Source organism: Roseomonas aerilata DSM 19363 (assembly GCF_000711725.1).
Lineage (GTDB): Bacteria > Pseudomonadota > Alphaproteobacteria > Acetobacterales > Acetobacteraceae > Roseomonas > Roseomonas aerilata.
In genome coordinates, this window is the sequence record NZ_JONP01000005.1 from 198431 (window position 1) to 210869 (window position 12439).

8 protein-coding genes are annotated in these 12439 nt (G+C 71.5%); 5 read left to right on the forward strand and 3 right to left on the reverse strand.

The window, feature by feature from the left end:
- The first annotated feature begins 14 nt into the window (after window positions 1–14).
- The 5 genes from glgX (at window position 15) to BO39_RS08030 (ending at window position 10291) form a co-directional block, all read left to right on the forward strand.
- Window positions 15–2126, forward strand: a complete 2112-nt coding sequence (glgX, locus tag BO39_RS08010) for a glycogen debranching protein GlgX (RefSeq protein WP_043831756.1) — start codon at window positions 15–17, stop codon at window positions 2124–2126.
- Window positions 2123–3892 carry a malto-oligosyltrehalose trehalohydrolase gene (gene treZ / locus BO39_RS08015; protein ID WP_043831758.1) on the forward strand — a complete coding sequence of 590 codons (1770 nt, stop codon included), beginning with the start codon at window positions 2123–2125 and terminating at the stop codon, window positions 3890–3892. The genes glgX and treZ overlap by 4 nt, the downstream gene beginning before the upstream one ends.
- Window positions 3889–5922 carry a 4-alpha-glucanotransferase gene (gene malQ / locus BO39_RS08020; RefSeq protein WP_043831760.1) on the forward strand — a complete coding sequence of 678 codons (2034 nt, stop codon included), beginning with the start codon at window positions 3889–3891 and terminating at the stop codon, window positions 5920–5922. Before treZ ends, malQ begins: the two co-directional genes overlap by 4 nt.
- Before the next feature lie 13 nt (window positions 5923–5935).
- Complete coding sequence (gene treY / locus BO39_RS08025; RefSeq protein WP_043831761.1) at window positions 5936–8734, forward strand: malto-oligosyltrehalose synthase; 2799 nt, start codon at window positions 5936–5938, stop codon at window positions 8732–8734.
- A gap of 72 nt (window positions 8735–8806) precedes the next feature.
- Window positions 8807–10291 carry a sensor histidine kinase gene (locus BO39_RS08030; RefSeq protein WP_052401789.1) on the forward strand — a complete coding sequence of 495 codons (1485 nt, stop codon included), beginning with the start codon at window positions 8807–8809 and terminating at the stop codon, window positions 10289–10291.
- Here BO39_RS08030 and BO39_RS08035 read toward each other — a convergent pair.
- The 3 genes from BO39_RS08035 to ubiA all read right to left on the reverse strand — a co-directional run bounded on the left by BO39_RS08035 (window position 10253) and on the right by ubiA (window position 12384).
- On the reverse strand, window positions 10253–10681 hold the full coding sequence (locus tag BO39_RS08035) for a response regulator (RefSeq protein WP_052401791.1): 429 nt from the start codon (window positions 10679–10681) through the stop codon (window positions 10253–10255). The genes BO39_RS08030 and BO39_RS08035 overlap by 39 nt on opposite strands.
- 114 nt (window positions 10682–10795) lie before the next feature.
- A complete protein-coding gene (locus BO39_RS08040; RefSeq protein WP_043831763.1) occupies window positions 10796–11452 on the reverse strand; it encodes a class I SAM-dependent methyltransferase in 657 nt (218 codons plus the stop codon).
- Window positions 11449–12384: a 4-hydroxybenzoate octaprenyltransferase gene (ubiA, locus tag BO39_RS08045; RefSeq protein WP_052401792.1), complete on the reverse strand. Its 936-nt coding sequence runs from the start codon at window positions 12382–12384 to the stop codon at window positions 11449–11451. Before ubiA ends, BO39_RS08040 begins: the two co-directional genes overlap by 4 nt.
- Window positions 12385–12439 lie beyond the last annotated feature (55 nt).

Sequence of the window (12439 nt, forward strand, 5' to 3'; positions counted from 1 at the left end):
GACCACTCCCGCCCATGCCGACGGAGCCCCCGCGCCTCGAACCCGGGAGGCCCTTCCCCCTCGGCGCCACCTGGGACGGCCTCGGCGTGAACTTTGCGGTCTTCTCCGCCCATGCGGAGAGGATCGAGCTCTGCCTCTTCAATGCCAATGGCCGACGGGAAACCGCCCGCTACGACCTTCCGGAATGCACCGACGAGGTCTGGCACGGCTACCTGCCGGATGCGGAACCTGGCACCGTCTATGCGTACCGCGCGCACGGGCCCTACGACCCCGCGCGCGGCCACCGCTTCAACCCGACGAAGCTGCTGCTCGACCCCTATTCCAAGCAGCTCGTCGGCAACGTCACCTGGTCCGACGCGCTCTTCGGCTACCGCGTCGGCAACCAGCGCGCCGACCTGACGATGGACCGCCGCGACAGCGCCGCCGCCATGCCCAAGGGCGTGGTGGTGGACGACCGTGCCTATGACTGGGGAAACGAGCGGCGGCCCGAGCGCCCTTGGTCCGATACGATTATCTACGAGGCGCATCTCAAGGGCCTTACCTGGCAGCACCACGCGGTCCCTGGGCCGGTGCGCGGCACCTTCCAGGCGCTGGGCCACCCCGCGGTCATCGACCACCTGCTGCGCATCGGCGTGACCGCGGTGGAGCTGCTGCCGGTGCACGCCTTCCTGCAGGATCGCTTCCTCGTGGAGAAGGGACTGACGAACTACTGGGGCTACTCCACCCTCTCCTTCTTCGCGCCCGAGCCCGCCTATCTCGCGACCGGCGTGCTGAACGAGATCCGCGCCGCCGTGCGCCGATTGCATGAGGCGGGGATCGAGGTGATCCTCGACGTCGTCTACAACCACACCTGCGAGGGATCGGAACTCGGCCCGACCCTCTCCTGGCGCGGCCTCGACAACGCCTCCTATTATCGCCTGTTGCCGGACAACCCGCGGGTCTGCATCAACGACACCGGCACGGGCAACACCGTGAACATGTCGCATCCGCGCGTGCTGCAGATGGTCATGGACAGCCTTCGCTACTATGTCGAGAGCTTCCACGTGGACGGCTTCCGCTTCGACCTCGGCAGCGTCCTCGGGAGGGAGGTATCAGGCTTCGATCCCGGCTCCGGCTTCTTTGACGCCGTGCGCCAGGACCCCGTCCTCTCGCGCGTGAAGCTCATCTCGGAGCCCTGGGATATCGGCCCCGGCGGCTATCAGCTCGGCAACCACCCTCCGGGCTTCGCCGAGTGGAACGACAAGTTCCGCGACGGCGTGCGCCGCTTCTGGAAGGGCGACCAGGGCATGCGCTCCGACCTTGCCGCGCGCCTCACCGGATCGGCGGAACTGTTCGACCGCCGGCGTCGCAAACCCTGGGCGAGCGTGAACTACATCGCCTCGCACGACGGCAGCACGCTGGAGGACATCGTCTCCTACGACCACCGCCACAACGAGGCGAATGGCGAGGACAACCGCGACGGCCATAGCGACAACCACTCCCACAACTGGGGCGTGGAGGGGGAGACCGACGACGCCGCTATCCTCGAGATCCGTGGCCGGCTGAAGCGCGCCATGCTGGCCACGGTGCTCTTCTCTGCGGGCACGCCGATGATCCTGGCGGGCGACGAGATGAACCGCACCCAGCGCGGCAACAACAACGCCTATTGCCAGGATAACGAGACCTCCTGGGTTGACTGGGAACGCGCGGAGACGGAAGCGGCGCAACTCATGGCGCGCTTCACCGCCCGCCTGACACGGCTGCGCCACCGTCTGGCCCCGCTGCGCCCCGCACGCTTCCCGCATGGCCGGTCTGAGCCTGTGCCGGGCCTGTCGGACACGCAATGGTTCGGCCAGGACGGCCAGCCCATGACGCCCGATGCCTGGAACGACCCGGTCGCGAAAACATTCGCCATGCTGCGCGCCGACGGCGTGGCGGAGGGCGGCGCGGACACGGTGCTGCTGCTGATGAACGCCGACAGCGCAGATCAGCCCTTCGTCCTGCCGGGCGTGTCCCGGACCTGGTGCCTCCTGCTCGACAGCGCCGATCCCGAGGCCAAGGAGCGGATGTTGCGAGAGGATGAGGAAACCGTGCCCGTCGCGGCGCGCTCCGTGGTCCTGCTGTGGAGCCGCCTGGACCGGACATGACGAACGCCGCAACGCCCCTCTGGGGACCGATCCTGCACGAAGGAGGCGCGACTTTCCGCCTTTGGGCGCCCTCCAGCGAGAGCGTCTCCTTGGAAATCGAGGGCCGCGACCCCGTCCCGATGCAACCTGCTCCCGGCGGCTGGTTCACTGCCGAGGCCCCGGCCCGCGCCGGGGACCGCTACCGCTTCCGCACCTCGCCCGACCTGCTGGTCCCCGATCCCGCCGCCCGCGCGCAGGCGGAGAGCGTGCACGGCGCCTCGGTGTTGGTGGACCACGCGGCCTACCAATGGCGCAACGAGGACTGGCGCGGCCGCCCCTGGCACGAGACGGTGCTGTATGAACTTCATGCCGGCACCTGCGGCGGCTATGCCGGCATCCGCGCCATGCTGCCCCGCCTGCGCGACCTCGGCGTGACAGCGGTGGAGCTGATGCCGCTGGCCGCTTTCCCGGGCGGACGGAACTGGGGCTATGACGGCGTGCAGCCCTTCACGCCCGATCCCTCCTACGGCACGCCGGACGAGCTGAAGGCGATGGTGGACGAGGCCCACGGCCTTGGGCTCTCCGTCTTTCTCGACTGCGTCTTCAACCATTTCGGTCCCGACGGCGCCTACCTGCACGCCTATGCGAAGGAGTTCTTCGACGAGAACATCCACACGCCCTGGGGCGCCTCGATTGACTTCGCCCGCCCCGAGGTGCGCGCCTTCTTCGAGGAATGCGCGCTGATGTGGCTGCGCGACTACCGCATCGACGGGCTGCGGCTGGACGCCGTGCACGCCATCGCCGACCAGTCCTGGCTGGACGTGCTGGCGCGCCGCCTCCGCTCGGAGATCACGGGGCGCGAGGTCCATCTCGTGCTCGAGAACGAGGGCAATACCGCCTCGAAGCTCACGCCCGGCCTCTACGACGCCCAGTGGAACGATGACGGCCACAACACGCTCCACCCGCTCCTGACCGGCGAGAGCGAGGGCTACTACGAGGACTTCCACGGCGAGGGCGCGAAGAAACTCGCCCGGGTGCTGGCCGAGGGTTTCCTCTTCCAGGGCGAGACAATGCCACATCTCGGGCGCGGCCGCGGCGAGCCCTCCGCCCACCTGCCGCCCACCGCCTTCGTGCTCTTCCTGCAGAACCATGACCAGGTCGGCAACCGCGCGATGGGCGAGCGCCTCTCCGCCCTTGCGGACCGCGACGCGCTGAAGGCCGCGACCGCGCTCCTTCTTCTCTGCCCGCAGATCCCGATGCTCTTCATGGGTGAGGAATGGGGCGCGACCGCCCCTTTCCTCTTCTTCACGGGCTTCGAGGACCCCGAACTCGCAAAAGCGGTGAAGGAGGGAAGGCGCAAGGAGTTCGCGCATTTCTCCGCCTTCCAGGACGAAGCCGCGCGCGCCCGCATCCCCGACCCGAACGACCCCGGCACCTTCGAGGCCTCCCGTCCCGATCCCGTCGAGGCCGAGCGCCCGCCCCACGCCGCCATCCTCGCCCGACACAAGGCGCTGCTGGCGATCCGCCGCGCGGAGATCATCCCCCGCCTGAAGGGCGCCATGGCCGAGGGCGCGGAAGCGGTGGGCGAGGCCGCGGTCGTCGCGCGCTGGCGCATGGGCGACGGCTCGCTTCTCACCATCGCGACCAATCTCGGCGCCGATGCAGCCCATGTTAACGCGAAGGGCGCGCGAACCGTGTTCGAGAGCGCGCCCGGCGATGCGGCCTCGCTCGCCGCCGGCACGCTCCCCCCGCGCACGACCATCGCTCTCCTGGATCCCCCCGAATGAACGACGACGACCTTCGCGATCTCGCCCGCGACGCCGGGATTGCGGTGGAATGGCGCGACGTCAACGACAAGCAGCACGAGGTCGGGCCGGAGGCGATGCGCGCCATCCTCGCCGCCCTCGGCCTTCCCGCCGACGGCGACGCCGCGATCCGCGAGAGCCGCGAGCGCCTGCGTGAGAGCCAGCGCGGCCTGCCGCCGCTCTGCACCGCGCTCGCTGGCCGCCCCGTGCTGCTTGGCCTGCCCGGCGAGCCGGAGTTCCGCCTGCAAATGGAGAACGGCGAGACCCGCGAGGGCCGCGCCGGGCAGAGGGACGGTCTCTGCACCCTGCCCTCCGTGGAGGAACCCGGCTATCACCAGCTGGAAATCGGCGGACAGCGGACAGTCCTCGCGGTCTGCCCGCGCCGCGGTCACGCCATCGCGCCGGGCACGCGTCCCTGGGGCCTCGCGGTGCAGCTCTACTCCCCGCGCCGCACCGGCGATGCCGGCATCGGCGACTTCACCGGCCTCGCGCAGCTTGCCGGCAGCGCAGCGCGTCGGGGTGCGGACGCCATCGCCATCTCGCCCGTCCACGCGCAGTTCTCGGCTGACCCTGAGCGCTTCTCACCCTACGCGCCCTCCTCGCGCCTGTTCCTGAACGTGCTGCACGCCGATCCCGCGAGCCTGGGCCCTGAGGCGCTGCGGGCGGCGCTCGCGAGCACGGGCCTGGCCGACGAATTCGCGCGGCTTGAATCCCTCGACCTCGTGGACTGGCCCGCGGCCGCGCGACTGCGCCTCTCCCTCTTCCGCGCGATGTTCGACCGCTTCCCCGGCGACGCCGCCTTCGACCGCTTCCGCGAGGAGGGCGGCGAGGCGCTGGAGAGTCACGCGCGCTTCGAGGCGCTGCACGCGCATCTCTACGGCCGCGACCCCGCCCTCTGGCACTGGAAGGACTGGCCGGAGGAGTACCGCCGCCCGCAGGCCCCGGGCGTGGAGCGCTTCGCCGGGGAGCATGCGAAGGAGGTCACCTTCCACGCCTTCCTGCAGTGGATCGCGGATTGCGGCCTCGGCGCCGCGCAATCGGCCTTCAAGGATGCCGGCGCGAAGATCGGCCTCATTGCGGACCTCGCGGTCGGCACGGATGGCGGCGGCAGCCACGGCTGGTCGCGCCAGGGGCAGATCCTCTCCGGCGTCGGCGTCGGCGCGCCGCCCGACATCTTCTCGCCCCTCGGCCAGTCCTGGGGCATCTCCGCCTTCTCGCCGCGCGGGCTGCGCGACAACGGCTACACCGCCTTCCTCGAGATGCTGCGCGCTGCCATGCGCCACGCGGGCGGCGTGCGGATCGACCACGCCATGGGCCTCGCCCGCCTTTGGCTCGTTCCCCAGGGCGGGGACGCGTCGGAGGGCGCCTATCTCCACTTCCCCGTGGAGGACATGATGCGCCTCGTCTCGCTCGAATCGCAGCGCCACGAGGCGATCGTCGTCGGCGAGGACCTTGGCACGCTGCCGGAGGGCTTCCGCGACCGCCTGGACGAGACCGGCGTGATGGGCCTGCGCGTCCTCTACTTCGAGCAGGCGAAGGACCGCAGCTTCACGCCGCCCACCACCTGGTCGCCCGGCGCCGTCGCTGTCACCACCACGCACGACCTGCCGACCGTCGCCGGTTGGTGGCGCGGGCGCGACATCGACTGGCGCGTGAAGCTCGGCCTGCTGGGTGAGGGCGCAGACGGCGCGCCCCAATACGCCGAGCGCGCCGAGGACCGCACCCGCCTCTGGGACGCCATGTGCGAGAGCGGCGCGGCCGAAGGGCCGGCGCCCGCCGAGAACGACGGCGCGGAGGTCGCGACGGCCGCCGCCCGGCACGTCGCCTCCGCCGCCTGCGCCCTCGCCCTGCTGCCGCTGGAGGACGCGCTGGCGCTGGAGGAGGCGCCGAACCTGCCCGGCACCACTGGCGACCACCCGAACTGGCGCCGCCGCCTGCCCGGCGAGGCCGCGACCCTGCTCGACGAGCACGACACCGCCGCGCGTATCGCCTCCTTCGCCCAATTCCGATGAAAGTGGCCCGCTGATGCCCGCTCCCGCCACGCCGCGCGCCACCGCCCGGCTGCAGTTCCACAAGGACTTCCCGCTCGACGCGGCCGTGCCGCTGGTTCCCTATTTCGCGAAGCTGGGCATCAGCCACCTCTACGCCTCGCCCATCCTCAAGGCGCGGCCCGGCTCCACCCACGGCTACGACATCGTGGATCCGAACCGCATCAACCCCGAGCTGGGCGGGGAGGAGGCGCTGGAACGCCTCGTCGCGGCACTCCGCGCCCATGACATGGGCCTCATCCTCGACATCGTGCCCAACCACATGGGCGTCGGCGGCGCCGATAACGGCTGGTGGCTCGACGTGCTCGAATGGGGTCCGCAATCGCCCTTCGCGATGTTCTTCGACATCGACTGGAACCCGCCGGACCCGGACCTGACGAACCGCATGCTCGCGCCCTTCCTCGGCGCGCCCTACGGCACCGTCCTCGAATCCGGCGACCTTGCGCTGCATTTCGAGCCCGAGAGCGGCAAGATCTACGCGGAATACTTCGAGCACCGCTTCCCCATCGCGCCGCCCACCTACGCGATGCTCCTGTCGGCCACCGGCGAGCCGATGCTGACCGGCCTCGCCCAGACCTTCCGCGCCCTCTCCGCCAGCGATGATCCGGAGGCCGCGCGCGCCGCGGCGAGCCTCGCGCTCGACATGCTCGCGCGCCATGCCGGAACGCCGGAGGGCCGCGCGCAGATCGACGCCGTCATCGCCGCACACGATCCGAAGGATGAGGAAGGCCGCGCCCGCCTGCACGCCCTGCTGGAGGCGCAGCACTACCGCCTCGCCTGGTGGCGCGCCGCGACGGACGAGATCAACTGGCGCCGCTTCTTCGACGTCACCTCCCTCGGCGGCCTCCAGGTCGAGCGCCCGCCCGTCTTCGAGGCGACGCACGCCCTCATCCTGAAGCTCTACGAGGATGGCCTCATCGACGGCGTGCGCGTGGACCACGTGGACGGCTTGGCCGATCCCCGCGGCTACTGCCGCAAGCTCCGCCGCCGCCTGCAGGCGCTCGAATCCCACAGGCCCGAGAGCGTGCCGCACGGCGAGCCGCTGCTGCTCATCGAGAAGATCCTCGCACCCCACGAGAAGCTGCGGCGCGACTGGATGGTGGACGGCACGACCGGCTACAACTTCATGGACGAGGTCTCCGCCGTCCTGCACGACCCCGAGGGCGCCGATCCTCTCGCCGCTCTCTGGCACGACCAGACCGGCCGCCCGGCCGATTTTGGGGAGGAAGCGCGCGAGGCCCGGCGGCAGATCCTGCGCTACAATCTGGCCAGCGAACTCAACGGCACCGCGGCCGCGCTCCGCCGCATCGCTGCCCGCGACCTCAAGACCCGCGACTTCACGCCGACGGCCATCAGCCGCGCGCTGACGGAGGTGCTGGTGCACTTCCCGGCCTACCGCTCCTATGTCGGCATTGCTGGGCGCAACGAGGCCGACCGCCGGTTGCTCGACTGGGCCATGGCCGGCGCCCGGCGCACCGTGCGCGCCACCGAGCGCCCGCTGCTCGACCTGCTGGATTCCTGGCTCGGCGGCGACCCGCCGCGCCACCTGCCGCACGCGCAGCGCCGGGAGCGGCTGCGCGCCGCCGTGCGCTTCCAGCAGCTCTCGGCCCCTGTCGCTGCGAAGTCCGTGGAGGACACGGCCTTCTACCGCTACGGCCGCCTCATCTCGCGTAACGAGGTCGGCTCCGAGCCTTCGCATTTCGCGATCACCCCCGCCGCCTTCCACGCCACCTGCCGCGAGCGCGCGAAATTCTTCCCGCGCGAGCTGCTGGCGACGGCCACCCACGACCACAAGCGCGGCGAGGATACCCGCGCTCGCCTGGCCGTCCTCTCCGAGATCCCGGACGAATGGGCCGCGACGCTCACGCGCTGGACGCGGCTGAACACGGTGCTGAAGAAGGAGGTGGACGGCGAGCCCGCGCCCGACGCCACCGACGAGATCATGCTCTACCAGTCGCTCATCGGCGCCTGGCCTCTCGACCTCGACCCCGCGGATGAGGAAGGCGTGGCGGCCCTCGTGAAGCGCCTCGCCGCCTGGCAGGAGAAGGCGCTGCGCGAGGGCAAGCGCCGCTCCGAATGGGCCGTGCCGAACGAGCCCTACGAGGCCGCCTGCCGGGACTTCATCACGGCCATGCTGGCGATGGATCGCCCGTCGCGCCTGCGGGAGGAGGTGGCCGCCCTCGTCGCGCGCCTCTCACCCGCCGGCGCCGCGAACGGCCTTGCCCAGACGCTTATCCGCTGCACCGCGCCGGGCATCCCCGACCTCTACCAGGGCACGGAGTTCTGGGACTTCTCCCTCGTGGACCCCGACAACCGCCGCCCCGTGGATTTCCCGGCGCGCGAGGCCGCGCTGAATGCGGACGAGGCGCCTGCCGACCTCCTCTCCCATTGGAAGGACGGGCGGGTGAAGGCTGCGGTCATCGCCCGGACTCTCGCGCTGCGCGCCCGCCAGCCGGCTCTCTTCGCGACGGGCGAGTACATCCCGCTGGAGGCCCAGGGGCCGCTCGCGGCCCACGTGCTCGCCTTTGCCCGGCGCGAGGGCGAGGCGGCCTGCATCACGGTTGTCACCCGCCTGCCCGTGAAGCTGCTGGGGGAGGGAGGGCTGCCGCTCGTCCCGGACGAAGCCTGGGCGGAGACCTCGCTTGCCCTTCCGCCCGCCCTGGCCAGCCTTCGCTTCCGCGATGCGCTGGGTGGGGATGCGGTGCCGGAAGGCACATCCCTGCCTCTCGGGGTGCTGTTGGGCCGGTTGCCGGTGGCGCTGCTCGAAGCGGGGTAAACGCCGCTCGCGCGGTGGTGTGGAAGCGCGTGTCGTGGCACAAGCCTGGGTTACATGCGCCCCGGATCATCCGTGCCATCTGACACGCCTGCTGCCCGCCCCAGTTGGGCCGAGCAGAGACTGGCCCTCGCGCTCGAGGCCTCCGGCATCGCGGGTGCCTGGGACTGGGATGCCGGCACCGGCCTCATCCACGCCGATGCCCGCGCCTGCACCCTGCACGGCATGGATCCCGCCCTCGGGGAGCGTGGCGCGACGGGGCCGGAGCTGCTGGCCCATGTGGTGCCCGAGGACCGGCCCGCCCTCGACCGCGCGCTCGTCGCGGCCCTGGCCGGGCGGGCGCCGCTCAACCATGCCTACCGGACCTGGCCGCCGGGCGGGGACGTCACCTGGGTGCAGCTGCGTGGCCGCGTGCTGCGGGACGCTGGCGGGCGGGCCAGCCGTCTGGCCGGCGTCGCGCTCGACATCTCCGAGGGGAAGGAAACGGAGGCGGCGCTGCGCGAGAGCGACGCCCGCTTCCGGGCTATCGCCGACACCCTGCCGCAGATGGTCTGGTCAACCCTTTCCAACGGCCACCATGACTACTTCAACCGCCGCTGGTACGAGGTCACCGGCCTGCCACCCGGCGAGAGCGAGGGGGAGGGCTGGTCCACCATCGTTCACCCGGAGGACCGTGCCCATACCTGGGATCGCTGGCGCCACTCGCTCCTCAGCGGCGAGCCCTACGAGGTCGAGTACCGCCTGCGCCTCGCCGACGGCAGTTGGCGCTGGTTCCTCGGCCGCGCCGTGCCGGTGCGCGACGCGCTTGGGCGGGTCAGCCGCTGGTTCGGCACCTGCACCGACATCCAGGAGATGCGCCGCGCCGCGGAGGAGCGGGAGATGCTCAGCCACGAGCTGAGCCACCGTATCAAGAACATCTTCGCCGTGATCCTCTCGCTCACCTCGCTCTCCGCTCGCGGCCATCCCGAGGCCACGCGCTTCGCGGCGGATCTGCGCGGGCGGATCGGGGCCCTGGCGCGGGCGCATGAGTTCGCGCGCCCGCACAGCGAGTCCAGCCGGCCCGTCATCGGCCCGACGACGCTCTTCTCCTTCCTGCGGGACCTGCTGTCGCCCTATGCCACCGCGCCCGGCGAACCGGCCCAAGCCTCTCCGAGCCCGGCCGATGGAGCGGCCGAGGAGGCAACCAACCGTATCCTCATCGAGGGCACCGACCAGACCTTCGACGACGCGGCCGCGACCCCGCTCGCGCTGCTCTTCCACGAGCTGGCGACGAATGCCGCGAAATACGGCGCGCTCTCGGTTCCGGGGGGCCGGATCCTCCTCCGCTTCTCGACGGAAGCGGGGCCGGGCGGGGAGGAACGCATCAGGGTGCGCTGGCAGGAGACCGGCGGTCCCCCCGTGCCCGGCCCGCCGGAGCGGGAGGGCTTCGGCAGCCGCCTCGCGACTCTCAGCGTCGAAGGCCAGCTCGGCGGCAAGGTGGTCCGCCACTGGCAGCCCGGCGGGCTGGAGCTGGAAGCCTGGCTACCGGTCGCGGCACTCCACCGCCGTACGGCCCAGTAGGCGGAGGTCCTCGGGCGGGCGGGCGCATCTGCCCTCCCGCAGGGAGACGGCAAAGCGGAGCGTGGCGGCCAGGGCAGCGTCGCTAAAGGGCTTGGGCAGGATGCCCACCGGCCCGGCGCAGCCCTGCGGCACCTGTCCGGGATTGGCGGTCAGATAGATCACTGTCGCCCCGCAGTCCCGTGCCAGCGTCTCGCCGAGGGAGGGGCCGGTCGGGCCATCGCGCAGGTTCAGGTCCACGAGGGCAATGTCCAGGCCGTCCCGCGCGGAGAGAAGCGCTTCGGCCGAATCCCCGGCGGTCGCGACGACCTCATGGCCCATGTCCTCCAGGGCCGAGGCCAGATCGAGAGCGATCAGGACCTCGTCCTCGACGATCAGGACACGCTGGGACATGGTGAAACCATTCACACCGGAGGCGCTACGAAGGCGCTGACAGGGAGGAAACCAGCCCATGACAGCAGGGTTGCAGCCGCGCGGCGATTTACCGGAACCGTGCCCCGCCGCCTCTCAGGGAAGCAGGCGCTGGAGCGTGACCTCGCGCTCCTCGCTGTCCTCCAGTTCGCGCGTGACGGGCACGCGATAATGCGCCACCGGCTCCAGCCGGTCCCGCGGAGCATAGGCGCGGCCGGGATCGGCGAGGATGACGGTGGCGCCCGCGCCCGCCATGCCACGCAGCCAGGGCAGGATATGGCGTGTCATCGGCGCCTCGTAGCAAACGTCGCCCGCCAGGATGACCTCCCAGCGGCAGGCGCTGCCCACGACATCCCCGGGCGCCTCGGCCACCGCCACGCCGCTCAGCGCGGCGTTCAGTCGGATGGCGGCATGGGCCAGGGGATCGATCTCCGCCGCCTCCACGGCCGCCGCGCCCGAGAGCGCCGCGGCAATCGCCGCCAGGCCGCCGCCGGCCGCGAAATCAAGCACCCGGCGCGCCGCGACGCGGGCGGGATCGTCGAGCACCCAGCGCGCCAGCGCCTGGCTGCCCGGCCAGGCGAAGGCCCAGAAGGGCGGCTCGATGTCCCGCTCGCCCAGCCACTCCTCGGTTGCCTGCCAGAGGGGCGTCAGCTCGGTCGCGAGGTGGAGCGGGATCTCCGGTACCAGCGGTGCGCGGGCGATGGCCGTATGGGCGGCGACAAAGGCCTCGGGCGAGGACCCGCCCCCGCTCACAGCCGTCCCAACAGGAGGGCGAGGGCGATCAGCAGCCCTGCGTCCCGGTTGGACTTGAACAGCCGGAGGCAGAGCGCGGGGTCGTGGATGTCGATCACCCGCCACTGCCAGGCAAAATGCGCCACCGGCATCGCGAGGCCGATGAGGAAGATCGGGTTCAGCCCCGCCCGCACTCCGGCCGTCGCGACGAGGGCGATGCAGCCCGCGAAGGCCACCATCAGGAAGGGCCGCGTCCTCTCCCCGAGCGTGAGGGCGGAGGATCGGATGCCGACCAGCGCGTCGTCCTCGCGGTCCTGGTGGGCGTAGATGGTGTCGTAGGCAAGGGTCCAGCCGAAGCCCGCGGCCCAGAGGAGAAGGCCCGGCGCCGAAAGGCCGCCCGTTGCCGCCGCCCAGCCCATCGGCGCCGCCCAGGTGAAGACCACCCCCAGCACTGCCTGCGGCCAGTCCGTCACCCGCTTGGCCAGCGGATAGAGCACGATCGGCACCAGTGAGGCGACGCCGAGCAGGATGGCCGCTGGCGGGAGCTGCAGCAGGATAACCAGACCGACGATGCAAAGCGCCGCGAGGAAGACCAGCGCCTGCCGTGCGGAAACCGCCCCCGAGGCGAGCGGCCGCGCCGCGGTGCGCGCCACCTGCCGGTCGAGGTCGCGGTCCCAGAGGTCGTTCACCACGCAGCCCGCGCCGCGCATGACCACGGCCCCGAGGCCGAACAGGAAGGTGAGCCAGATCCCCCGCCCCCAGGAGGGCGCGGCGGCGGCGAAGGCCCAGAGGCCCGGCAGGAAAAGCAGCCAGGAGCCGATCGGCCGGTCCAGCCGCATCAGCAGCGCGTAGGGCACGAGCGAGGTGGGCAGCCACCCAACCAGCCCGTCCCGCCTGATGTCGGTATGGGGCGCCACGCGCCCTCCTTCCGACGGATCGCGGCGGGTGTCCATCCCCGCTTCCGCCCCCTTGTAAGGCCGGGGCGCACGGAGGGTTCACGGAGGGGGA